Below are 22,586 nucleotides of genomic sequence, written 5' to 3'. Positions count from 1 at the left end.
GGCAGACGCCGGAGCGCGCCTCCGGCACGAGCCACTACCCGCGCTCACCCCGGAGGTCGGCGCGAGCCTGACGCAACGCTTCGCGGTAGGACTCCGCCTTCTGGTCGTAGAGCCCCGCAGGCGAGGCCTCCCCTACGAGGTCGCTCAGCGAGGCACGCCGCTCCCCGCGTTTCCGCTGCTGATAGGACACGACGTCTTGGAGCCGGATGCGTCGGTGCCGACCACCGGTCGTCCTCTCGTACGGCAACGCGCCCTCCTCGAGCAGCCTCACCAGCGTGGGACGACTGATGCCGAGGAAGTTCGCCGCCTCCTGTGTCGTGAGCAGCTGGTCGACGGGTGCCACCGTGATGGCCTTGCCCACCCGCATCGCCTCGACGACGTCCCGCAGGACGTTGAAAGCCTCTGGCGGCAGGGGGACCTTCTGCCCATCAGGGCCGACCAGGGCGGCCGGCTGCGTCAGGCCGTCGAGGAACCTGCCGACGTCGAGCATCTCCTCGAGGTCCGTCGGCGGCAGCACCGTGTGCTTGTCATTCACCGTCGCAGTCATGGAACAAGACTACCCGCGAAAACGAAAAATTCGCAGTTTCCTCTCGCGTCCGCTTCCCCGCTCCGGGGCGCTGCGTCAACCGCGCGCGTAGGCGAGCGACTCCTCGATGATCCCGACGACGACTGCCAGCTCTGCCTCGTCCCGCGGACCGTAGAGCATCCACTCCGTGCCGAAGTCCGCGTAGCCATGCGGTTCGAGCCATCCGAGCTCGGCCAGACGGACGCCGCGCTCGGGCGCCAGGACGAGGTGCACTGACGTGTCGTCCACCCCATGCAGGTGCACCGGCTCCCAGCGCCGGCCTGGTGAGAGGTTGACCTCCGGGGTGCGCTCCTCCGGCCGGCCTGTCAGGTGGACGGCGCGCGACGTTGCTGGCGAGACGGTGCTGTGGCCCTCCTCGACGCCGTCGAGGGCGAACACCGCAGCGACCAGACGGCCCCACAGCTCCGGCGATGATCGCTGATCAAGCTGTCGGTGGGGCCCCTCGGTCGACGTCGCGGGACGACCGCCCGGCCGGGGATCGTCAGCGGTGAGCCGGACACGGGGGCTCGCATCAGGATCCATGCAGACGATCCAGACGGGGCCCCGCCGGCCAGGCAAGGCCACCAGGCCCCCTCACTCCCCGCCCAGCTCCTCCCGGAGGAGCCGGGCACCGGCCACGAGCGCCGCCGTCTTGTCCCGCGCCACCGAGCGAGCCAGCGGCGCCATGCCGCAGTTGGTGCTCGCGATCAGCTTGTCCGCGTCCACGAACTCGAGGGTCTCCCGGAGGGTCGCCGCGACCTCCTCGGGCGTCTCGATCTCGTCGCTCGCCACGTCGATCGCGCCGACCATCACCTTCTTGCCGCGCAGCAGGCCGATGAGCTCCGCCGGCACCCGGGAGTGGTGCCGCTCCAGGGCGATCGTGTCGATCGTGGACTCGCGCAGCAGGGGGAACGACGTCTCGTACTGGCGCCACTCCTCCCCGAGCGTGGCCTTCCAGTCGTTGTTCGCCTTGATCCCGTAGCCGTAGCAGATGTGCACGGCCGTCTCACACGTCAGGCTCTCGGCCGCACGCTCGAGCGTCGCCACGCCCCAGTCGCGGACGTCGTCGAAGAACACGTTGAACGCGGGCTCGTCGAACTGCACGACGTCGACGCCCACCGCCGCCAGCTCCCGCGCCTCCTCGTTGAGGATGCGCGCGAACTCCCACGCGAGCTTCTCGCGGCTGCCGTAGTGGCGGTCGGCGAGGGTGTCGATCATGGTCATCGGCCCGGGCAGGGTCCACTTGATGGGCCGGTCCGTCCGCGCGCGCAGGGCCTTCGCGTCGTCCACGAACACCGGCGCCGGTCGGCCCACCTCCCCGACGACGGTCGGCACGCTCGCGTCGTACCGGTCGCGGATCCGCACCGTCTCACGCCGGTCGAAGTCCACGCCGCCGAGGTGCTCGATGAACGTGGTGACGAAGTGCTGGCGGGTCTGCTCGCCGTCGCAGACGATGTCGACGCCCGCGCGCTCCTGGTCGGCCACGGCGAGGGCGAGCGCGTCGAGCTGGCCCTCGCGCAGCTGCTCCCCCTCGAGCTTCCAGGGCGACCAGAGCGTCTCCTCCTCGGCGAGCCAGCCGGGCTTCGGCAGGCTGCCGACGAGGGCGGTGGGGATCAGGGTGGTCATCGGGTCTCCTCGGTGTCTCGTGCGGCGTGGGCGGCGGCCCAGCGCTCCAGCAGGTCGCGGTGCGGGCCCACGAAGTGCTCCTGCGTGTACTCCCCCTGCTCCCGGCCGAGGCGGGCCCGCTCCTCGCGGTCGTAGGCGATCCGGGTCTGCGAGAAGTCGCCGTGGTCCAGGCGCGGCCGGTACACCTCGCCGGCCCCGGCGTTCGCGTTGTAGATCTCCGGCCGGTAGATCCGCTGGAAGGTCTCCATGGTGGCGATCAGCCCGGCCAGGGAGAGGTTCGCGTGGTCGTTGAGCAGGTCGCCCCGCGAGTAGAACGCCAGCGGCGCCACGGCCCCGCGCGGCAGGAAGCACCGGATCCCCAGGCCCATCCGGCCGAAGTAGCGGTCCGTGCGGGAGGCTTCGTCCTGGCGGTATTCGACCCCGAGCACCGGGTGCTCGTTCGTCAGCCGCCGGTAGGTGCGGCTCGTGGACACGCTGATGCAGATCACGGGCGGCTGCGGGAACCGATCCCGGTACGCCTGCGAGTCGAGCAGGTGCCGGAACAGCCGCCCGTGCAGGTCGCCGAAGCCGTCGGGCTCCTCGGTCCCCGGCGACGTCGCCGCGTGCGCGGGCAGCACCACGGAGAAGTCGTGGTCGCGGACGTAGGAGGAGAAGTTGTTCCCCACACTGCGGCCGAGCACGGCGCCCGTCGCGCGCTCGACCACCCGCACGTCGAGCATCTCCATGAGCGGGAAGTCGACGTCTGCGCCGTCGTCGGCGGTGAAGTGCACGTCGATCGAGACGATCTCGATCCGTGCCGTGTAGCGGTCCCGCTCCGGGTTGTCCCAGGGGGCGAGGTCGTTGAGGCGCCCGTCGATCATGGCCAGGGCGGCGCGCAGGTTCTCCCGCCGGTCCGCGCCGCGGGCGAGGTTCGCGAAGTTCGTGGTGGCGCGCGTGCTGGCGGCGGGCGTGTAGTCCTCGTCGAACGGCGTGGTGTGGATGCTGAACGTCAGGTCGTCCACGCGGGTGGGCACGGTGCTCGGGACAAGGGTGGCGTGGCTCATCGGGTCCTCTCCGGAGTGCGGGCGCGGGTGGTGCGGTGGTGGGCGGGACGGGGCACCGTGGACGACGACGGCGCCCCGCGGCCGGCGGCGACGCGTGCGGCGCACTCGAGGCCCGCCTCGAGGTCCGCCTGCAGGTCGGCCACGTCCTCGATGCCGACGGAGAGCCGGACCAGGTCCGTGGGGACGGCCAGGGGCGTGCCCCGCACGGAGGCGTGGGTCATCTCGGAGGAGTAGCAGAGCAGCGATTCGACCCCGCCGAGGCTGACCGAGAGCGCGAACAGCTCGGTGGCCTCGGCGAAGGCGCGGGCCGCGGCCTCTCCCCCGGCCAACCGGATGGAGACGATCCCGCCGAAGCCGTCCATCTGCCGCGCGGCGAGTGCATGGCCCGGGTGGTCGGGCAGCCCGGGGTAGAAGACCTGGGCGACCTCGGGGCGGCCCTGCAGCCAGTCCGCGAGCGCGGCGGCGTTGGCGCCGTGCCGGTCCATGCGCAGGCCGAGCGTCTTGAGGCCGCGGGCGGCGAGGTAGGAGTCCTGCGGGCCGGCGACCGCACCGGCGGCGAACTGCTGGTAGGCCACCGCCTCGGCCAGCGCCCGGCCGCGGAACTCGCGGTCGGCCACCACCACGGCGCCGCCGAGCACGTCCGAGTGCCCGCCGATGTACTTGGTGGTGGAGTGCACCACCACGTCCGCGCCGAGGTCGAGGGGCCGCTGGAGGTAGGGCGAAGCGAACGTGTTGTCCACGACCAGCAGCGCGCCGGCGTCGTGGGCGATCTGCGCCCAGGCGGCCAGGTCCGCGATGCCGAGCAGCGGGTTGGAGGGCGTCTCCACCCACAGCAGCGCGGTGCGGCCGGGACGGACGGCCGCGGCGACCGCCGTCGGGTCGGTGATGTCCACGGGGGTGTTGGACACACCCCACGGCTCGAGGACGGTGGTGATGAGGCGGTGGGTGCCGCCGTAGCCGTCGCCGCCCAGCACGATGTGGTCACCGGGGCGCAGCACGGCCCGCAGGAGGGCGTCCTCGGCGGCGAGCCCGGAGGCGAACGCGAACGCCCGGTCGCCGTGCTCGAGGGCGGCGAGCTGGGTCTCGAAGCCGTTCCGGGTCGGGTTGGAGCCGCGGCTGTACTCATGCCCGGCGCGCAGCACGTTGATGCCGTCCTGCACGAAGGTGCTGGTCTGGTAGATCGGCGGCACCACGGCGCCGGTCAGCGGGTCGGGCTCCTGCCCGGCGTGCACGGCGGTGGTGGTGAAGCCGCGGACGGCGGGACGGGACACGGAGCGGGTGGTGTGGTGGACGGCGGTCATCTCAGCGCACCTCCTGGGTGACGGCGGCGGTCTCGGGGACGGCGGGCGTGGTGGCGGGGACGGCCGGCCCGGCGGCGGTCACCACGGCCAGGGCACGGTCCAGGTCTGCGATCAGGTCGTCGGGACACTCCAGCCCGATGGAGAGCCGGACGGTGGTCTCGGCGATCCCGGCGTCCTCGCGCTGCTGCTGCGTCAGGCGACAGTGCGTCATGGTCGCCGGGTGGGAGACGAGGGACCGGGCGTCGCCGACGTTGACCACCAGCTGGAACAGCTCGAGCGCGTCGAGGAACGGGGCCACGGCCTCGGGGCCGCAGGCCAGGTCGAAGGAGAACACCGAGCCGACGCCGTCCGGGAAGTCGCGGGCGGCCAGCACCGCGCTGGGATGCCCGGCCACGCCGGGGTGGTGCACCCGCGCGACGGCGGGGTGCCCGGCCAGGTGTTCGGCCACGGCGAGGGCGGTGGCGGTGTGGCGGGCCACGCGCAGGTCGAGCGTCTCGAGCCCCTGGATGAACTGCGCCGCGCTCGCGGGGGCGAGGGTGGGGCCGAGGTCGTGCAGGAACTTGCTGCGGGCCAGCGTCAGGTAGGCGCCGCGGCCGTGCCGCTCGACCAGCGTCTGCCCGCCGTAGCGGGCCTTGGGCCGGGCCAGCTGCGGCCACCGGTCCGGCGCCGCGCCGTAGTCGAACGTGCCGCCGTCCACGATCGCGCCGCCGAGCACCGCGCCGTGCCCGCCGAGGAACTTGGTGGCCGAGTGCACGACGACGTCGGCGCCGTGCTCCAGCGGCCGGTAGAGGGCCGGCGTCGCGAGGGTGCTGTCCACCACCACGGGCACACCGGCCGCGTGGGCGAGGTCCGCGAGCGCCGGCAGGTCCGGGAGGGTGGCGAGCGGGTTGGTGATGGCCTCGAGGAAGAACGCGCGCGTGTCGGGCCGGACCGCGGCGGCCCACGCGGGCGGGTCCGCCGGGTCCGCGAAGGTGACCTCGATGCCGAAGTCCGCGAACGTGTCCGTCAGCAGGTCGACGGTGCCCCCGTAGAGCTGGCTGGAGGCGACCAGGTGCTTGTCGCCCTGCAGCAGCGCCAGCAGGGACAGCGCGACGGCGGCCTGGCCGGTGGCCGTGGCGATCGCGCCGATGCCGCCCTCCAGTGCGGCGAGGCGGTTCTCGAACACCGCGACGGTCGGGTTGCCCGTGCGGCTGTAGGTGAAGCCGGGGGTCTCGAGCCGGAACATCGATGCCGCCGTGGCGTGGTCCGGGAAACGGAACGCCGTGGTCTGGTGGATGGGCGGGACGACCGGCCGGTGGGGTGCGGCGGGCTCGTAGCCGGCGTGGACTTGCTGTGTGGCGTGACGGGGCATCTGCTCTCCTCCATCGGTCCTGGCGGTAGCACCGGGCCTGCCGTTCCCGGGGGTCCGGGTCCGGCGGGCGGGTTGCTGCGGCGTCGTCGAGCCAGATCTCTCGGCCGCTCTGGATGGGTGGTGAGCCCATCCCACGCGGTGGGCCGCCGCGAGTCCAGCGGGCGGCCGGCTCGCGCGTCACATGAGCCGCCACCGCGCCATCCAGGACCGGCCGGAGCCTCTCCGGGGCGCGGCGGGCCGTGGCAGACCCGTGTGACGGACCGGCGTGGAGGGGGGGTGTGTCAGACTCCCGGGCATGACGCAGAGCACACCGGGCGGACCGGCCACGGGCCTGCCCGACTTCCGTCCCTCGGGCAACCAGGGCGTGGACCCGGCGCTGTACGAGATAGAGAACGCGGCCATGGACCGTGAGGGCGCCCTCTGGGCGGCGCTGCAGGAGGCGGCGCCTTGGGCCGGGCGGACGCTGCTCGACCTCGGTGCGGGCACCGGCTTCTGGCTGCCCCGCTACGCCGACGCGGCCGAGACGATCGCCGTCGAGCCGGACGTGCGCCTGCTGGGGGCCGCCCGCGCCCGCCCCGGCGGGGCGCGCGTGCTGTACGGCTCGGCCGAGCAGATCCCGCTGCCGGAGGCGAGCGTCGACGTCGTGCATGCCCGGTTCGCGTACTTCTTCCCGCACCCGCGCTGGGACGTCCGACCCGGCCTGGACGAGGTCGCCCGGGTGCTGCGGCCCGGCGGCGCGCTCGTGGTGATCGACAACGACACCGAGCGCGGCCAGTTCGCCGAGCTGCTGCGGGCGAGCACGAACGCCGCGGCGCAGGGCCAGGACACGTACGCCCGCGAGTGGTGGGCCGGCGTCGGGGCCCAGACCCGCGAGGTCATGAGCTCGTGGACCTTCGACTCCCGCGCCGACCTCGAGGCCGTCCTGCGGCTGGAGTTCGAGCGAGGGGTCGCCGACGCGTGGCTCGCCGAGCACCCCGCAACGACGTCGCTGAGCTACGGCTACCTGCTCCACGTGTGGCGGTGAGCACGGACCCGCGTCGTCAGACGCCTGCCCCCCGCACCCCTGACGCTGAGACGCCCCCGCCGCCGGAAGGACGGGCGCGGTGGCTGGTCGCCTCCAACGCCCTCGACGCGGGTGGCCGGTCCGCCACGGACGTCGCCCTGGACGTCCTGGCGGTGCTCCTGCTCGGCGTGGGCGCCGACGGCATGGGCGTGCTGATGACGCTCTCCGGGTTGGGATTCCTCCTGCTCGGCGTGCCCATCGGCATCGTGGTGGACCGGCACCTCAGCCCGCGGCTGCTCGCGGCCACCGGCCTCGCCAAGGCGGCGGTGCTCGGCTCGCTCGTCGTGGCGTGGGCGTTCGACGCGCTCACGTTCGGTCACCTCGCCGCCGTCATGGCCCTGCTGGGCGTGCTCACGGTGCTGGCCGAGACCACCCAGACCGCGCTCGTGCCGCGCGTCGTGCCGGCCACCGCCGTCGCCCGCCTGACGGCGCGGCTCGAGTCCGCCGACGCCGCCCTCGTGTTGATCGTGCCCGCCGCGGCGGGCGTCCTCGTCGGGTCGCTGGGCGCGGGACCCGTGCTCGGCATCGCGACGGCGTTCCTCTTCGCGGCGGCGATCGTCGCGCTCCGGGTACGGCTGCGGCCCTCCGCCGCGGTGGACATTCCGGACGACGACGGGGACCCCGGCGTCGCGGACGTCCTGTCCCGCTGGGCCCGGTTCGGGAAGGACGCCGCGGAGGGGTGGACGGTGCTGCGGCGCACCCCGGTCCTGTGGCTGCTGACGATGGGGTCGGTGGCCGCCAACGTGGGCATGGCCCTCTTCGCCCCGGTCGAGGCGGTCTGGATCCTGACCGACCTGCGGCTCGGGCCGGAGTTCCTGGGCGTCCAGATCACCGCCGGTGCGGTCGGGGCACTGGCGGCCTCGTCCCTGGCGGGCCGGGCCATCGACCGCCTGGGCGAGCGCCGGTGCATCCTCCTCGGCTCGGTCGGCTGCGCCGTGGCCGTGGGGCTGCACCTGCTGGCCTACGCCGACCGCGCTCATGCCGGGCCGTGGCTGCTGGCCGGCGCCGCCCTCTGGGGGTTCATGGTCCTGCTCGGGAACATCACCCAGGCCGCCGTGACCGCCCGCGCCTGCCCCGAGGGCACACTCGGGCGGGTCACCGCGATGCGCCGCACCCTCACCCGGGGCTCCGTGCCGCTGGCGACCCTCGCGGGAGGTGCGCTCGGGGCGACGCTCGGGGTCGGCTGGGCGCTCGCGGGGTGGCAGGTCCTGGCGGTGGTCTCGCTGGCCGCCGTCGTGCCGGCCGCGCGACATCTCGGGCCGAGGACGGCTGAGCGCTGAATCCGCGCGACCGATGCTCCTTGCGCGGGCCGTCCGGAATAAGGACGACCCGCGTAGAGAACGTCGGCCCGGCGCGGGACCACCCCGCCGCGCGTCCAGCCCGGCACCCGGCTGGCCCCGCTCAGCCTTCCTGCGTGATGCGCAGGGTGCGCAGGCGGCGGTAGAGCGTCGCCCGGCTCACCCCGAGCGCGGCGGCGGCCCGCACCTTATTGCCGCCGGCCGACTCCAATGCGTCGATGATCGCCTCCCGCTCGGCCCGTTCGAGGCCCAGGAGGGGGACAGTCCCTTCCCCACGGTGTGATGCGGGCAGCTCAGCCACCGTCACACGGCCGCCCCCAGCCCTCCGCCCAACACGGCCCACGACGTACTCCAGCTCGACCAGGTTGCCCGGCCAGTGCTGCTGCGCCAGGACGCGCACGGCCTCCGGGGAGAACATCGGCGCCGAGGCGCCGTGCACCTGGGCCGCCATAGCCGCCAGCAACGCCGGGAACTCGGCGAGCCGACGGCGCAGCGGCGAGAGCTGGACGCGATGCTCCGTCAACGCGAGCACGGCCGAGACATCGGTCGTCGGCTGCACCTGGGCGGTCATGACAATCCGGCACCGCCCCTGTCGGAGGGCTCGTCTCAGTCCTGGCAAGAGCCGAGGTTCCAGCGCGTCGACGTCGTCAACCACCACCGGCGGGCCGGGCCGCCGCACGAGGGCCTCGAGCCCCCGTAGCCAGGTCGTGTCCTCGGGGGTCTGGGCGCGGCCGACCTCGAGTATGACGGCGTCGGGGCCAGCGATCCTCCGGGCGGCCGCCGTGCGGCCGGAGCCGGGCTCCCCGATCACGCTCACCGAGCCCCGTGCCTCGCGGGCCGCTTCGACGGCCGGAGCCCAGGTCCCGCGCCCCGCCCCCGGCGTGGGACGCGGCGTGGTTTCCGTCGCGGCCCTCTCCAACCGCATCAGGGTCATGCCAGACGCCTCGGACACGTCCGCGACGCTGAAGCCCCCCGCCACGCCCACATCGCCACCGTCGAGCTCCCCCCGCCGCGCTCGCACCGCCAGGGCCCGCAGCTCCGATCCGTCGAGACACCGCACCAACCGCTCCGCCGCGGCATTCAGGAGGATCGACTCCTCACCCACGCCCACCACGGCACTACCCCGGCCCCGGGTGAGGCGGCGGAACTCCGTCAGAAGCCGCAACTCGTCTGCGTACGTGGCCGCGCCTAGCGCCTGCTCAATCTGTCGTCCGAGGTGCCGGGCCAGGCCCTCCACGAGCGTCGGCGTCGCCCCGGCGAACGTCACCACGCTGAGCGCCCCATGGACGCGCCCGACGCCCGGATGCGCGAGGGGCACCCCGAAGCAGGAGAAGGCCCGGAACGCGTCGAGATAGTGCTCCTCCCCGTCGACGGCGACGCCTCGGCCCAGCTCAAGGGCGGCGCCGATCCCGTTGAACCCCGCCGCCTCCTCGGCCAGGCAGACCCCCACATCCAGCCCCCGCCGCCGAATCTGCTCCCCCAACGCCGATTTCCATGGCCCCACGAGGCGGATCAGTCGTCCGCTGCGGTCGGAGGCAAAGAGGAAGAGGTCAAGGCCGGCGAAATCACGCGCCACGTCGGCCAGGGTGGTGGCGACCGCATGGTCGAGTGCCGCCGCGCGTGCCCGCACGTCGAGAGTGGCAGTGGTCAGCGTGTCGTCTGCGCGCACCCCGTGCAACCGGGACCGCCGCCAGCCGGATTCCGTCTCGAGGCGATTCGACACCATGACGGTTATGCCCGCCCGTGCGGCCACTCTGAGATGCACATCACGGTCGAGAAGCCTAGGCCGCCCGTCCGCACATCACCAGGACCCCCGCCGTCAGGATGGGCCACCGCCGCCGCGGGTGTCGCAGAACTGCACACCCCGCCCCTACGGCACCGGTCATAGCCTGACTCTGCCACATGTGATCTAGGTCATATTCAGGCGACAGGAATCGACCCTAGTGAATGGAGAACGATTATGCGCGCAGCGCTCGCAATGAAGGTCGGGGGCAAGTTCGAGATCCATGATGTGGTGATCGACGACCCGGTGGGGCGGGAGGTCTTGGTGGACGTGAAGGCCTCCGGCCTGTGCCACTCGGACCTGCACCTCATCGACCACGACTTCGGCCTGCCCCTGCCCGCCGCCGGAGGGCATGAGATCTCCGGTGTCGTCGCCGCGGTCGGCCCCAGCGTGACAAGCCTGAAGCCGGGCGACCGCGTCGTCGCCTGTCTGATCGCCTACTGCGGGGCCTGCGCGCGGTGTCTCGCGGGCCAGACCACCCTGTGCCTGAATCAGGAGGCTGTGGTGCGGGGGCCGGAGGAGAAGCCACGCCTCACACTTCAGGACGGCACGCCCGTCGCCCAGTCCGTCAACGTGGGCGGATTCGCCGAGCAGGTACTCGTCCATGAGAACCAGCTAGCCGTTGTCAACGAGGACATCCCCTTCCCGCAGGCCGCGCTCATCGGTTGCTCGGTCGTCACCGGTGCTGGCGCGGCCATCAACACGGCCCACGTACGGCCCGGTGACACGGTGGCCGTCGTGGGCGTCGGTGGCATCGGCCTCAATGCCGTGAGCGGTGCCCGTCTATGCGGCGCCAAGCGCGTGATCGCGATCGACCTGGACGACTCCAAGCTTGAGGCGGCCCGCCGGTTCGGCGCCACCGACGTGGTCAACTCGGGCTCCGGGGACGCCGTCGAGGCGGTCCTCGGGATCACGGGCACCGGAGTGGACCACGCGTTCGAGGCCATCGGGTTGCCAGTGACCCAGCAACTCGCCCAGGACGTTCTCGGACCTGGCGGAACCGCGTACCTGATCGGCATTGCCCCGCCCGGGACCACGGCCCAGTTCGGCGCCTCGCTCGATTCGCTGTTCGCACAGCGACGCCTGCAGGCGGTGGCCATGGGCTCCTCCAACATCCAGCGCGACATCCCGCTGTACGCCGACCTGTACGTCCAGGGACGTATGGATCTGGACCACATGGTCTCCCAGGAGATCTCCCTCGATGAGATCAATACCGGGTACGAGCGGCTCCTCAACGGCGAGGTGATCCGTTCCGTCATCACCTCGTTCTGATGCCCCACTCCCCATCTCACGACTCCTAGGACGCACCATGACTGAGACATCGAACTCCCCTATGACCGCGCGAGTACGCGCCTTCCTGGACCGCCCCCACCGCCTCCTGATCGGCGGTGAATGGGTCGACGCGGCGTCCGGGAAGACCTTCGAGACCCGGGATCCTGCCACCGGCGAGGTGCTCGCCACGGTGGCGCACGCCGAGCAGGCCGACATCGACGCCGCCGTCGCCGCGGCCCGTGCCGCCTTCGACGAGGGCTCATGGGTGCGGATGCGGCCGAATGTACGCGAGGACCTGCTGTGGCGGATCTCCAACCTGATCACCGAACGCCTCGAGGACTTCGCGCTCCTGGAGTCCCTCGACCAGGGCAAAGGCGTGGGCATCGCCAGCGCCTTTGACGTCCGCGCCGCTGCGGACTGCTTCCGTTACTACGCGGGCTGGCCCTCGAAGCTGCAGGGGGCCGTCAATGCTCCATCCATGCTGCTGGCCCCGCCCGAGGCCGAGTTTCACTCCTACACACGGCGCGAGCCCGTGGGCGTGTGCGGTCAGATCATCCCATGGAACTTCCCGCTGTTGATGGCGGCCTGGAAGATCGCCCCCGCACTGGCCACGGGCAACACCGTGGTCCTCAAGCCCGCGGAGCAGACGCCGCTGACAGCACTGATGCTGGGCGAACTGTTGACGGAGGCAGGCGTGCCGGCTGGCGTCGTCAACATCGTCACCGGCCACGGCGACGCCGGTGCTGCGCTCACCGCCCACCCTGACGTGGACAAGGTCGCGTTCACCGGCTCCACCGAGGTGGGCAAGAAGATCGTGGGGGCGGCGGCCGAAAACTTGAAGAAGGTGTCGCTCGAGCTGGGAGGCAAGTCCCCCAACATCGTGTTCGCGGATGCCAACATCGACGCCGCCGTGGACGGGGCGCTCATGGGATTCACCCTGAACTCGGGTCAGGCCTGCGAGTCCGGCACGCGCGTGTTCGTGCACGCCGACGTCTACGACCGGTTCAACGAGGCCCTCGCCGCGAAGATGCGCCAGATGAGCATCGGTCCGGGCACCGAGGACGCCGCCATCACCCCGCTGGTCTCCCAGGAGCAGCTGGACCGGGTGATGGGCTTCGTTGAGGAGGGCAAGCGGGACGGTGCCGTCGCTCTGACGGGCGGGCAGCGGCACGGCGACGCCGGCTTCTACGTGGAGCCCACCCTCTTCACGGAGACCACCCCGGAGATGTCCATTGTCCGCGAGGAGATCTTCGGCCCGGTGGCCGTCTCCGTGAAGTTCACCGACGAGGACGAAGTGATCCGCGCCGCGAACGATTCGGTATACGGCCTCGCCGCCGCCCTGTGGACCCGGGACGTCTCCCGTGCCCACCGCGTGGCCGCACGGCTCAAGGCCGGCACGGTGTGGGTCAATACCTTCCATGCCCTGGACTCGCAGCTGCCGTTCGGTGGCTTTCGGCAGTCCGGCTGGGGCCGGGAGCTGGGCGCGGAGAGCTTGGAGCTGTACACCCAGGTGAAGTCCGTGACCATCGCACTCTGACAGACGAACGCCAGTCGGTCAGCCGCCGCGGGTGGGATCCTGCGGCGGCTGACCGACATCGGTGGTCATTCACAGGGGCGCCTGCCGCATCCGCCCGTCGCGGCAGGGCTGAGGGCAAGGCCCTGCATTTCAGCGACGCAATCCGGCGCTACGACGCCGGCTCCACGACGCTGACTTCAACCGCGCCTGGATCTTCCTGTGTCTGATCCGAAGATCGGGCCGGTCACGCTTTTCGCATTCGCCTCTCAGCCACCGGTACGGCCACCGCAAGCGGGAGCGCCGCAAGTCTCGGTCCCATCCGTGGCCTCGTGCCCACCGCACGGCTGATCCCCCGCCACCGGATGGGCGGCGAGGGATCAGCCACTGATCGAGGCGGTGCGCTCGGGGTCGGCTGGGCGCTCGCGGGGTGGCAGGTCCTGGCGGTGGTCTCGCTGGCCGCCGTCGTGCCGGCCGCGCGGTGGGTGGATGCGGGGCGCGACGACGTCGACTGAGGCCGAGACGCTGACGCGGACACCGAGGTCGCTTAGTGTGTGGCCATGGTCACTCGCCCCGTGCTCCAGCAGCCGGTGATCGACGCCGTCGACATCCGTTCCGTCGCGGAGTTCTACCGCGAGCTCCTCGGCCTCCACTACCGCGCGGGCGACGAGCTCGCGGACGGTCGCGAGCCGGACAGCGCGGACTGGCTCGTGCTGCTGGACGACGACGGCCGCCGCGTCCTGACATTCCAGCGCACCGACGAACTGAAGCCCAGCACGTGGCCGTCACCCGAGGTGCCGATGCAGCTGCACCTGGATTTCACCGTGCCGGACCGCGATTCCCTCGACGCGGCCCACGACCACGCCCTGCGCCTGGGCGGGCGCCTCGTCCAGGACCGCTCCGACGACGAGGACGAGCCCCTGTACGTGTTCGCGGACCCGGCCGGCCACCCCTTCTGCGTCTTCGTGGGGTGAGCGCGGCAGACCGCGGGGGTGGTTTCACGCACATGTCGAAGACAAAGAAGCCGGTTCAGTGCCGTCGGTAAGGTCGTCGGGTGATCCCGCAACCCACCGATCGACTCACGTTCCGGTGCATGACCGACGCTGACCTCGACGACATGTGCAGGCTCCGCGGAGACGCGGAGGTCATGCGCTACTACCCGCGGGCCAAGTCGCGCAACGAGGTGCAGCGGTGGATCAACTGGTCGAAGGACAACTACGCCAAGCATGGGTTCGGCCTGTGGGTCATCGAACACCGGACCACCGGCGACTTCATCGGTGACTGCGGCCTGACCTGGCAGAACGTCGACGGCCAGGAGGTCCTCGAGGTCGGCTACCACGTCCTGCCTGAACGCCAGGGACAGGGACTGGCAACCGAGGGGGCCTCTGCCTGCCTGCGACACGGGTTCGAGACCCTCGACGCAACGATGGTCACCGCGATCATCAACCCCGACAACATGGCTTCCCGTCGCGTGGCCGAACGAATTGGCATGACCGTGTGGAAGAGGACGCGCGATCCCAGTAGAGCGCCGATCGTGGTCTACAGCAGCCACGGCCAAGAGGCATGACGCACTGAACTGCCGCCATGGGTGCGTGCCCACTGAGGAGACACGCCCTGCGCCCAGCCGGCCAGGCGCTTCTGCGTCTTCGTGGGGTGAGCGCGGCAGACCGCGGCGGCTCAGCCCTCGAGCCGCTGGTCGAACTCCTCGTGGTCCAGCTGGCGGTGCATGCGGTCATCTTCAAGATACGGTGCCGTCCATGCATCTGGACCCGGCCGAGACGAACCGCCGCGCCTACGATGACGCCCGCGTCGTCGCGGGGATCGCCCCGGCGGGGACCGCGTCGAGTGGCGGCGGGGCACGGCGGAGCTGATCGAGCCGGCGTCGGTGGACCTGGCGGTGGACCGCGTCTGGAGCGGCTGGCACGGCCGCCCATTCGACGCGGCGGAGCACCCGCTGATGATCATCGGGGCCTGTCCACAGGGGGCCTGACCCGTCCACCCGTCATGGCAGGATGACGCATGTCACACGTGATGCGAGGGGGAACCATGACGGACACGACCACGGCCCGCCCCATGCGGCCGGCCCACTTCGACGACGACCCGCCCGTCCGCGGGATCGGCCACCTCCGGCACCCGGTGGTGTGGGGCGGGCTGATCGGGGTGGTCGGCGGCGGCGCCTTCCTGTTCGGCGGGATCGCGGGGCTGCCGGCCGAGCACCAGGGCACGCTGCGCGGCAGCGCGATCGCGCTGATCGGCTTCACGTTGGTGGTCGTGCTGCTGCGCCGGCGGGTGCTGCCCGCCGTGCAGGCGCCCGCCCGCGGCGCGTCTACGGGATCGCCGTCGTCACGATGCTGGCGCTCCTCCCCGTGACACGCCTGGTGGCACTCGCGCTCGACGCACCGACGGCGCAGATCGCCCTGGTGGCCGCCGTGGTGGGCGGCCACTTCCTCCCGTTCGCCCGGGCATTCCAGGCCCCGGTGTTCTGGTGGATCGGCGGGGCGATGGCCGTGCTGGGGCTCGCCGGTGCCGTAGTCGCGGTTCTCGGCGATCCCGTGGCCGGGCCCGCGGGGGCGGCCGAAGCGGGAGCTGCGATGCTCGTGATCGTCGCGGCACAGGGTCTGCTGGCGTCCCCTCGGCAGGACTGAGGGCCGGACCATGACCATGCTTCAGGCCATCCGCCGCTACTACGCCGGCTACGCGCAGTTCAGCGGGCGCGCGTCCCGCGCCGACTTCTGGCTCGCGGCGCTCTACGTGTGGCTCCTGCAGGCCGTCGTTCACTTCGTGTCCACCGTCCTGGACGTGTTCCTCCTCGGCTCCCCGGACCTGTCCCTCCGCGACGCGGCCGTCCTCCTCGTGGGGATCACGCACGCACTCCCCTCGCTCGCCCTGCTCGCCCGGCGCCTCCACGACGCCGGCTTCAGCCGCGCGTGGCTGTTCCTCGGGCTGGTGCCGTTCGTCGGCCCGCTCACGCTGCTCGTGTTCGCGCTCCAGCCGTCCGCCCCGCGCCTCGGACACCCCGCCGATGCGTCGGACCCGGTGCCGGCGGGGGCCACGGCCGCGCGGCGCTGACCCCCGCTCCCCTGGCCCGACCTGATCAGTGATCGTGGTCGGTGTGCTCGTCGGACTCGTGGCCGTGATCGTGGTCGGCGTGCTCGTCGTGGCCGGACTCGGCATCAGCGCCCTCCTCGGGCTTCACGGACTCGGGCTCGCCGGTGACCACGGCCATCTCGACCGGGGCGAACTCCAGGTCCTTCTCCAGGACGGTCTCACCGGTCTCCAGGTCGACGGCCACGAGCTTCTGGGCCTCCGCGTCGGTGACGTAGGCGGTGTTCCCGGCCACCTTGAGGATCGGGCCGGGCTCCTGCCACTCGTCCTTCTCCTTCCACGGCTCGATCACCGGGTACTCGGCGGCGACCTCACCGGTCTCCTCGTCGATCACGGTGACCTCGCCGTCGTAGGTCAGCACGACCGCGGAACCGTCCTCGGCGCGGCCGAGCGAGCGGAACCAGTAGGAGGAGCCGAGGTCCACGGTGGTGAGCTCATCGGTGCGGGTGTCGATGAGGGCGATCACCGTGGGCCGCTCGACGGCCTCCTCCGGCTCCTCCTCGACCTTGTGATCACCCAGGACGATGGGCGAGTCATGCAGCCCGAACAGGTTCCCGGAGCGCTGATACTCGGTCTCGACGTCCACCTTGTGGAACTCGCCGTCCCGGTACACGACGGGCCCGTTCTCGCATCCCATCACGACGACGTCGCCCGCCTCCGTCGGCTGGGCCGCGGCCTCGCCGTGGCTGCCGGGGCAGTCGTCGGTCTCGGCCGTGACCTCGCTGGTCTTCGGGTCGATCACCTGGAGCGTGTTGCGGGAGTCCTCGGTGCCCTGCGTGGTGAAGAGGGTGCCGTCGGAGAGCTCGAGCGCCACGCCGTGGTGCGGGTCCTCGGTCTCGGCCTCCGTCATGACGGGCATGAGGTCCGGGGTCGCCTTGTCCAGGTGGGTCGAGTCGAAGGTGCGGATCGCGCCCGTGCCGTCCGCGAAGAGGGTGGTCTTGCCGTTGTGGGTGACGACGTGGCCGGGATGCTCACCCGGGAACGTCACGCCGGTCATGCCGGGCGCGGACTCGTAGTGGTGGACGTGATCGCCGTGGGCCTTGGCCTGGATGCCGGTGGAGAACACCTCCCAGCCGTTCCCGGTGGTCACCAGGACGTCCTTGCCGTTGCCGGCGTTGCTCAGCCGCTTGAAGCCCGTGATGTCCTGCTCCTTCACCACCTCACCGGACTCGGCGTCGAGCAGCGTGAGCCCGTCCTCGTGCGAGAGCAGGATGCGCGGCGTCACCGCGGAGACCTCGGTGGTCTGGGTCGGGTCGACGCGGTCCTCCGCGGAGACGGAGGAGGCCGCCGTCGCCTCACCCGCCGGCGACTCGGAGCCGCCCGCGGCGGAGGCGGGTGCCGACGTCGGGCCGGACGGGTCGGCGTCCGCGCCGCACGCCGTCAGGGCGATGGCCGCGGCGGCGAGGGTGGCGGAGAAGGTGGCGGTGCGCGTGGAACGGCGCTGCGGGGCGAAGTGGGACACGGGGAGCCTTTCACGAGAGCGAGAAGATGCGACTGATTCACAATAAAGACTGTTGCGGATGATTCGCAATACTGCGGTGGACCTCACCCCGTCATCCCGGCGGCGCCGACGGCGCGCCCCCGTCGCGGGAACCGGCACGTGACGCCCTCGAGCGCGCGGCGACCCGCCTGTTCGAGGTGGGCGGGGCCTCCGCGACCCTGCGCACACGCGGGCTGGACCGGCATGGGCGCAATGCGCGGGTGCTGGTCAGCCACAACCCGCTGATCTACCGCGCCCGACTGCTCGGCGACCGGGCCGTCACGGACACGCCGGTCGGGCGGCTGAGGCGCCAGCCGGTGCGGCGTGCGGCGGAGCCCCTCAGGCCAGGCCGCGCCCCGCGTGCCAGGCGGCGATCCGCTCGAGCGCCTCGTGGACGGCGTCCGGGCCGGCGGCGAAGGAGAGGCGGACGAACTCGGGCCCGTGGACGGCGTCGAAGTCGTCGCCGGGGGTCAGCGCGACGCCGGCCTCCTCCAGCAGGGCGGCGCAGTAGCCGACGGCGCTGCCGAACTCCGCCAGCATGCCCGGGGCGAGACGGGCCCAGAGGTAGAAGGCGCCGTCGGCGGGGGCGGCGTCGGCCCAGCCGAGCCGGGGCAGGGCGGCCAGCACTACGCCGCGCGTCGCCGTGAAGCCGCCGGCCTGCTCGGCACAGAACGCGTAGGACTCCTCGCTGAACGCGTGGACGGCCGCCTCCTGGGCCGCGGCGGGCGGGCAGAGGGCGACCGAGCCGGCGAGGCCGTCGACCGCGGCGGCGAGGTCGTCCGGCATGAGCATCCAGCCCAGCCGCCAGCCGGGCATGCCCCAGTACTTGGAGAACGAGCTGACCACGAGCGCGGTGCGGGAGGTGCGCCAGGCGCAGGCGCCGGGCCCCTGCCCGTCCGTGTGCACGATGCCGTGGTAGATCTCGTCCGAGACGAGCCGCACACCGCGTTCCTCGCACCAGCGGGCGAGTTCGGCGAGCTCGGCGGCGCTGACCATCGTGCCCGTGGGATTGGCCGGGGAGGCGAGCACGAGCCCCGCGACCGGGCCCTCCGCGAGCGCCGCCTCCAGGTGGGCGACCGTGGGCTGGTAGCGGGTGCCGGCGTCGACGTCCACGTCCACCACCTCCACCCCGAGCGCCGTGAGGATGTTGCGGTACGCCGGATAGCCGGGGCGCGGCAGGAGCACGCGGTCCCCCGGGGGGAACGCCGCGAGGAAGCCGAGCATGAACGCCCCCGAGGAGCCCGTGGTGATCGCGACCTGCTCGGGGCGCACGTCGAGCCCGTACCAGCGGCGGTAGTGGCCGGCGACGGCGGCCCGCAGCTCCGGCAGGCCCAGCGCCGGGGTGTAGGTGAGGGCACGGCCGGAGGCGTGGACGGCGGCGGCCGCGGCGTCGACGGCGGGCGGGGCGCCCCCGCCCGGCTCCCCCGCGCACAGGCTGACGACGTCGTGGCCGGCGGCGCGCAGTGCGGCGACCCGGCCAAGGATGCTCATCACCGTGAACGGCGGCACCTGCGACCGGGCGGACGGCACGAAGGTGGGGGTGGTGGTGCTGGAACGGGACGGGCGGCGCATGGCCCGAGGCTACCCCCCGCTTTCGTTCGGGAAACGGCGCCCCGGGGACGACTTTCGTTGACGAAACGGGCGGGCGGGACGCCGTTTCATCAACGAAAACGTCGCGACACGCCGCCGTTTCGTGAACGAAAACGTCCGGCCCGCCTCGCGCGGCCCTCACTCCTCGGCGCCGAGCATCTCCCGGATGTCCTCGGCGGTGAGGGAGTCGGTGAAGGCGCCGGCTCCGGAGTCGTCGGACTCGTCCATGAGCGCGCCGAACAGCTCGGCCTTGCGCCGCTGCAGCTCGAGCACCTTCTCCTCGATCGTCCCCTCGGACACGAGCCGGTAGACCATCACGGTCCGCTCCTGCCCGATCCGGTGCGCCCGGTCCACGGCCTGCGCCTCCGCAGCGGGGTTCCACCACGGATCCATGAGGAACACGTAGTCCGCCTCGGTCAGGGTCAGGCCGAAGCCGCCCGCCTTCAGGGAGATCAGGAACACCGGCGCCTCGCCCTCGCGGAAGCCGCGGATCACGTCGGCGCGCCCGCGCGTGGAGCCGTCGAGGTACGCGTGCTCGATCTCCAGGTGGTCCAGCTCCTCGGCGATCACCCGCAGGAAGCTCGTGAACTGGCTGAACACGATCACGCGGTGCCCCTCGCCGATCACCTCGGTGAGGTCGTCGAGGAACCGCTCGAGCTTCGAGCTGGGCACGGAGGCGTACTGGTCGTCGACGATCTGCGGCGCCAGCGCGAGCATCCGCAGCAGCGTGAGCGACGTGAAGATGGTGAACCGGTTGCCGTCCATGTCCCCGAGCAGGCCCAACACCTTGCGGCGCTCGCGCTGGAGCACGCGGTCGTAGAGCTTGCGGTGGGCCGGCTCGAGCTCCACCTGGAGGATCTGCTCCTGCTTGGACGGCAGGTCCTTCGCCACGAGCTCCTTGGAGCGGCGCAGCATGAACGGGCGCACGCGGCGGCGCAGGGCCGCCATCCGCTCGGGGTCCCCCCCGGTCTCGATGGGGGTCACGTAGGTCTCGCGGAACCGGCGGTGGCTCGGGAACAGGCCCGGCACGACGACGTCCAGCAGCGCCCACAGGTCGCTGAGGGAGTTCTCCATCGGCGTGCCGGTGATGGCCAGCCGGAAGGGGGCGCGCAGGTCGCGGGCCACCGTGTGCACCTTCGCGGCGCGGTTCTTCAGGAACTGTGCCTCGTCGAAGACCACCCCGCCCCAGTCGAGTCCGCCGTACTGGCCGGCGTCGATCCTCAGGAGCGTGTAGCTGGTGACCACCACGTCCGCCCCCGCCACCTCGTCCGCCACGGCGGTGCCGCGCTTGCGGGTGGTGGTGTCCAGGACGCGCACGTCGAGGTCCGGGGTGAACTTCTCGGCCTCGGCCGCCCACACGGACACCACGGAGCTCGGCGCGACCACGAGGAACGGCGGCGGCTCGGGCCGGGCCTGGCGCGCGTGGGCGAAGAGCGCGAGGGTCTGGACGGTCTTGCCCAGGCCCATGTCGTCGGCCAGGATCCCGCCGAGGTCCTGCTCCCACAGGAACGCGAGCCAGCGCAGGCCCTCCTCCTGGTAGGGGCGCAGGTCGGCCTTCAGGCCGGCGGGGCGCGGGGCCTCGGGGAGGCGCTCGACGGCGGCCAGACGCCCGACGGCGGCGGTCCACTCCGGGTCCTCGTCCACCTCGTCCGCGAGCTCCTTGAGGTCCTCCCAGAAGCCGACCTGGTGCCGTGAGACGGGGGTGTGCTCCGGGGTCCACTCCTGCAGGGTGGCGGCCTCGGAGAGCAGGGCGCGCAACCGGTCGAAGGCGGGGTGGTCGAGGCCCAGGTAGGAGCCGTCCGCGAGGATCAGCGTGGTCCTGCCCTGCACGAGCGCGGTGAACAGCTCCACGAACGGCAGCACGTGCCCGTCCACGGAGACCTGCACGCCGAGGTCGAACCAGTCGTTCTGCGTGGCCTTCGTGCCGACCTCGATGCGCGGGGCGGCCTTCAGCTCGCGGTAGTCGGGGCGGTCGCCGGTGACGTCCACGCGCACGTGGTCCGCGCGCTGCAGCAGCGGCAGCACCTGCTCGGAGAACCGGGCGGCGCCCACGCCCTCGAGGACCTGCTCCTCCGCACGGCCGGCGCGCGGCCAGAGCTCGGCCACGGCGCGCAGCACCGCGTCCTCGTGCCGGGTGTCCCGCAGGGGGTCGCCGCCGGCGTCGAGACCGAGTTCGCGGGGCGGGTCGAAGTAGAGCCAGGACCAGCGCAGCACGAGCTCGTGGCCGGGTCGGAAGTCGGCGCGCAGCCGCAGCACGGGCGGCTCGAACTCGGGCAGCTCCACGGAGGCGTCGCCGCTGGTCACGGGCAGGGCGCCACGCAGCCGCGGGTAGATCCGGCCGAGGAACTCCTCGCGGTCCGCGGCGGGCACGCGCACGGGCCCGCCGGCGAGCACGAGCTGCTGCACGGCCTCGGGGACGGGGCGTGCGGCGGGGATCAGGTGGAGCACGGCCTCCTCGTCCGTGAGCTCCACGCGGTAGAAGCCGATGCCGCCCACGGCGTGCACACCGCTCAGCCCGGGGCCGGGCGGGGCCGGGTCCAGGGACGGGGCCACGTCCAGACCGCCGTCGGGGGCGGCGGTGACGTCCAGCCCGACGGCGACGGGCGCCTCCAGCACCACGTCCGTCAGCAGCCCCAGCGGCACGAGCTCCACCCCGACCTCGCGGGCCTCCGCGAGCAGCTGCCAGATCCGCGGGGAGTCGAAGACGTGCAGACCGAACCAGGCGTCGCCCGGGTAGGAGTCCTCGGCCTGGACCTGACGCCAGATCAGGCGCATCGCCCGCTCCTGGGCGGGGGCGAACTCGGCGCGCGGGAACTGGAACGCCTTCCACGTCAGCCCGCCCTTGATCCACGTCCCCTTGGCCCCGCGCTTGAGCGGGCGCACGGTCACGTACAGCGGGCGGCCCTCGCGCACCTGCTCCTCCCCGGCGGTCGCCGGGCCCCACTGCTGGAACGCGTTGCGGGAGGACTCGGCCACGAGCTCCACGCCGATCGCCAGCGCGGGCGGCGTGCCCACCCGGCGCGGGCCGTGGAGTCCGGCCAGCGGCTCCATGACCCGTCGCCAGTCCAGGCCGGCAGGGGGTGGGGGTGCCGCCCCGTCCGCGGCCGGGGCGTCGAGGCCGGCCGGGCCGCCGCCGTCGTGGCCCCGGCCGGCGGGCGCGGGCAGCGCGTCCGCCGTGGTGACCATCTCGGCGAGCTTGCGGCGGGCGTCGTCGAGGGCCTGGTCGGCGTCGAGGCGGACCACCTGGTAGAGCGCGGCGGCCACGTGCTTGCAGTCCGTCCCGACCGGGCACGTGCAGCGCCCGCCCACCGGCTCCATGAGGGCGCCGGCGCCGTCCTCGGCGGCGTCGTCGTAGGCCTCCTGCAGCTGCACCTGCACCCGGTAGGGGCTGGGCGCGGTGCCCTGGACGGAGGCGCTCAGACGGCCGGTGGCGGCGTCATAGCGCAGGCGCCCCACGGCACCCGACGCGGCCACGGCGAAGCCGCGGTCCGCACTGGTGGGCCCGACGACGGCGCGGATGGCCTCGGTGCGCAGGTGCGGCAGGACGTCTCCGGAATCTGCAGTGGCCATAGCGAGCAGTCTTTCACGGACCGTGC

Annotated in this window: 20 protein-coding genes and 1 pseudogene; 11 read left to right on the top strand and 10 right to left on the bottom strand. The window is 72.6% G+C overall.

Annotation, left to right across the window (positions count from 1 at the left end; all coding sequences use genetic code 11):
* Positions 1–34: 34 nt before the first annotated feature.
* The 6 genes from ACZ1IK_RS08780 to ACZ1IK_RS08755 all read right to left on the bottom strand — a co-directional run bounded on the left by ACZ1IK_RS08780 (position 35) and on the right by ACZ1IK_RS08755 (position 5,886).
* Positions 35–547: a helix-turn-helix domain-containing protein gene (locus tag ACZ1IK_RS08780; protein ID WP_012751105.1), complete on the bottom strand. Its 513-nt coding sequence runs from the start codon at positions 545–547 to the stop codon at positions 35–37.
* Between the two features lie 75 nt (positions 548–622).
* Positions 623–964: a luciferase domain-containing protein gene (locus ACZ1IK_RS08775; RefSeq protein WP_010080039.1), complete on the bottom strand. Its 342-nt coding sequence runs from the start codon at positions 962–964 to the stop codon at positions 623–625.
* 195 nt (positions 965–1,159) lie between these two features.
* Positions 1,160–2,191 carry a methionine synthase gene (locus ACZ1IK_RS08770; RefSeq protein ID WP_036339515.1) on the bottom strand — a complete coding sequence of 344 codons (1,032 nt, stop codon included), beginning with the start codon at positions 2,189–2,191 and terminating at the stop codon, positions 1,160–1,162.
* Positions 2,188–3,234, bottom strand: coding sequence for a DUF1852 domain-containing protein (locus ACZ1IK_RS08765; protein ID WP_012751106.1), 1,047 nt, complete (start codon positions 3,232–3,234; stop codon positions 2,188–2,190). The genes ACZ1IK_RS08770 and ACZ1IK_RS08765 overlap by 4 nt, the downstream gene beginning before the upstream one ends.
* Complete coding sequence (locus tag ACZ1IK_RS08760) at positions 3,231–4,535, bottom strand: cystathionine gamma-synthase (protein ID WP_036339517.1); 1,305 nt, start codon at positions 4,533–4,535, stop codon at positions 3,231–3,233. The genes ACZ1IK_RS08765 and ACZ1IK_RS08760 overlap by 4 nt, the downstream gene beginning before the upstream one ends.
* Position 4,536: 1 nt before the next feature.
* Positions 4,537–5,886 (bottom strand): O-acetylhomoserine aminocarboxypropyltransferase/cysteine synthase family protein, encoded by a 1,350-nt coding sequence (locus ACZ1IK_RS08755; RefSeq protein ID WP_036339520.1) that lies wholly within the window; start codon positions 5,884–5,886, stop codon positions 4,537–4,539.
* Between the two features lie 295 nt (positions 5,887–6,181).
* Between ACZ1IK_RS08755 and ACZ1IK_RS08750 the strand changes: the two genes are divergently transcribed.
* Both ACZ1IK_RS08750 and ACZ1IK_RS08745 read left to right on the top strand, forming a co-directional pair.
* Positions 6,182–6,910: a class I SAM-dependent methyltransferase gene (locus ACZ1IK_RS08750; RefSeq protein ID WP_036339527.1), complete on the top strand. Its 729-nt coding sequence runs from the start codon at positions 6,182–6,184 to the stop codon at positions 6,908–6,910.
* On the top strand, positions 6,907–8,229 hold the full coding sequence (locus ACZ1IK_RS08745) for an MFS transporter (RefSeq protein WP_256748831.1): 1,323 nt from the start codon (positions 6,907–6,909) through the stop codon (positions 8,227–8,229). The genes ACZ1IK_RS08750 and ACZ1IK_RS08745 overlap by 4 nt, the downstream gene beginning before the upstream one ends.
* A 121-nt stretch (positions 8,230–8,350) precedes the next feature.
* On the opposite strand, the gene ACZ1IK_RS08740 is transcribed toward ACZ1IK_RS08745, so the two are convergent.
* The gene (locus ACZ1IK_RS08740) at positions 8,351–9,970 is read right to left on the bottom strand and encodes a helix-turn-helix domain-containing protein (protein ID WP_159227960.1); all 1,620 of its coding nucleotides are present in this window, start codon (positions 9,968–9,970) and stop codon (positions 8,351–8,353) included.
* A 237-nt stretch (positions 9,971–10,207) separates the two neighbouring features.
* Here ACZ1IK_RS08740 and ACZ1IK_RS08735 point away from each other — a divergent pair, with 237 nt between their 5' ends.
* The 8 genes from ACZ1IK_RS08735 (at position 10,208) to ACZ1IK_RS08700 (ending at position 15,884) form a co-directional block, all read left to right on the top strand.
* A complete protein-coding gene (locus ACZ1IK_RS08735) occupies positions 10,208–11,302 on the top strand; it encodes a zinc-binding dehydrogenase (RefSeq protein WP_020626558.1) in 1,095 nt (364 codons plus the stop codon).
* Between the two features lie 37 nt (positions 11,303–11,339).
* A complete protein-coding gene (locus ACZ1IK_RS08730; RefSeq protein WP_036314923.1) occupies positions 11,340–12,839 on the top strand; it encodes an aldehyde dehydrogenase family protein in 1,500 nt (499 codons plus the stop codon).
* A gap of 308 nt (positions 12,840–13,147) precedes the next feature.
* Entirely contained in the window at positions 13,148–13,330 is a 183-nt protein-coding gene (locus ACZ1IK_RS08725) for a hypothetical protein (RefSeq protein ID WP_020626556.1), read from the top strand.
* Between the two features lie 45 nt (positions 13,331–13,375).
* Positions 13,376–13,789, top strand: coding sequence for a VOC family protein (locus ACZ1IK_RS08720; RefSeq protein ID WP_036314920.1), 414 nt, complete (start codon positions 13,376–13,378; stop codon positions 13,787–13,789).
* An 80-nt stretch (positions 13,790–13,869) separates the two neighbouring features.
* A complete protein-coding gene (locus ACZ1IK_RS08715; protein WP_020626554.1) occupies positions 13,870–14,382 on the top strand; it encodes a GNAT family N-acetyltransferase in 513 nt (170 codons plus the stop codon).
* 479 nt (positions 14,383–14,861) lie between these two features.
* Entirely contained in the window at positions 14,862–15,185 is a 324-nt protein-coding gene (locus ACZ1IK_RS08710; protein WP_020626551.1) for a hypothetical protein, read from the top strand.
* Between the two features lie 8 nt (positions 15,186–15,193).
* The gene (locus ACZ1IK_RS08705) at positions 15,194–15,460 is read left to right on the top strand and encodes a DUF7010 family protein (RefSeq protein ID WP_230278152.1); all 267 of its coding nucleotides are present in this window, start codon (positions 15,194–15,196) and stop codon (positions 15,458–15,460) included.
* 10 nt (positions 15,461–15,470) lie between these two features.
* A complete protein-coding gene (locus ACZ1IK_RS08700) occupies positions 15,471–15,884 on the top strand; it encodes a DUF805 domain-containing protein (RefSeq protein WP_020626549.1) in 414 nt (137 codons plus the stop codon).
* 25 nt (positions 15,885–15,909) lie between these two features.
* Here the strand turns inward: ACZ1IK_RS08700 and ACZ1IK_RS08695 are convergent, their stop codons facing one another.
* On the bottom strand, positions 15,910–17,382 hold the full coding sequence (locus ACZ1IK_RS08695) for a hypothetical protein (protein ID WP_465098463.1): 1,473 nt from the start codon (positions 17,380–17,382) through the stop codon (positions 15,910–15,912).
* Between the two features lie 143 nt (positions 17,383–17,525).
* Between ACZ1IK_RS08695 and ACZ1IK_RS08690 the strand changes: the two are divergent.
* A pseudogene (locus tag ACZ1IK_RS08690) lies at positions 17,526–17,696 on the top strand (acyl-CoA dehydrogenase family protein); the annotation flags it as partial.
* 43 nt (positions 17,697–17,739) lie between these two features.
* Here ACZ1IK_RS08690 and ACZ1IK_RS08685 read toward each other — a convergent pair.
* The gene (locus tag ACZ1IK_RS08685; RefSeq protein WP_166437850.1) at positions 17,740–18,972 is read right to left on the bottom strand and encodes an aminotransferase class I/II-fold pyridoxal phosphate-dependent enzyme; all 1,233 of its coding nucleotides are present in this window, start codon (positions 18,970–18,972) and stop codon (positions 17,740–17,742) included.
* A 156-nt stretch (positions 18,973–19,128) separates the two neighbouring features.
* Positions 19,129–22,560: a DEAD/DEAH box helicase gene (locus ACZ1IK_RS08680; protein WP_036314915.1), complete on the bottom strand. Its 3,432-nt coding sequence runs from the start codon at positions 22,558–22,560 to the stop codon at positions 19,129–19,131.
* Positions 22,561–22,586: the final 26 nt, after the last annotated feature.

The sequence above is a fragment of the Micrococcus sp. CS26 genome (assembly GCF_055522295.1).
The sequence above is the reverse complement of the archived record's forward strand: the minus strand, read 5'-3'. Positions and strand labels throughout refer to the sequence as shown.

What these genes read in the sequence shown, in the direction of transcription:
- ACZ1IK_RS08780 (WP_012751105.1), bottom strand. Translation starts at nt 547, where the DNA reads ATGACTGCGACGGTGAATGACAAGCACACGGTGCTGCCGCCGACGGAC.
- ACZ1IK_RS08770 (WP_036339515.1), bottom strand. Translation starts at nt 2,191, where the DNA reads ATGACCACCCTGATCCCCACCGCCCTCGTCGGCAGCCTGCCGAAGCCC.
- ACZ1IK_RS08765 (WP_012751106.1), bottom strand. Translation starts at nt 3,234, where the DNA reads ATGAGCCACGCCACCCTTGTCCCGAGCACCGTGCCCACCCGCGTGGAC.
- ACZ1IK_RS08760 (WP_036339517.1), bottom strand. Translation starts at nt 4,535, where the DNA reads ATGACCGCCGTCCACCACACCACCCGCTCCGTGTCCCGTCCCGCCGTC.
- ACZ1IK_RS08755 (WP_036339520.1), bottom strand. Translation starts at nt 5,886, where the DNA reads ATGCCCCGTCACGCCACACAGCAAGTCCACGCCGGCTACGAGCCCGCC.
- ACZ1IK_RS08750 (WP_036339527.1), top strand. Translation starts at nt 6,182, where the DNA reads ATGACGCAGAGCACACCGGGCGGACCGGCCACGGGCCTGCCCGACTTC.
- ACZ1IK_RS08735 (WP_020626558.1), top strand. Translation starts at nt 10,208, where the DNA reads ATGCGCGCAGCGCTCGCAATGAAGGTCGGGGGCAAGTTCGAGATCCAT.
- ACZ1IK_RS08730 (WP_036314923.1), top strand. Translation starts at nt 11,340, where the DNA reads ATGACTGAGACATCGAACTCCCCTATGACCGCGCGAGTACGCGCCTTC.
- ACZ1IK_RS08720 (WP_036314920.1), top strand. Translation starts at nt 13,376, where the DNA reads ATGGTCACTCGCCCCGTGCTCCAGCAGCCGGTGATCGACGCCGTCGAC.
- ACZ1IK_RS08710 (WP_020626551.1), top strand. Translation starts at nt 14,862, where the DNA reads ATGACGGACACGACCACGGCCCGCCCCATGCGGCCGGCCCACTTCGAC.
- ACZ1IK_RS08700 (WP_020626549.1), top strand. Translation starts at nt 15,471, where the DNA reads ATGACCATGCTTCAGGCCATCCGCCGCTACTACGCCGGCTACGCGCAG.
- ACZ1IK_RS08685 (WP_166437850.1), bottom strand. Translation starts at nt 18,972, where the DNA reads ATGCGCCGCCCGTCCCGTTCCAGCACCACCACCCCCACCTTCGTGCCG.
- ACZ1IK_RS08680 (WP_036314915.1), bottom strand. Translation starts at nt 22,560, where the DNA reads ATGGCCACTGCAGATTCCGGAGACGTCCTGCCGCACCTGCGCACCGAG.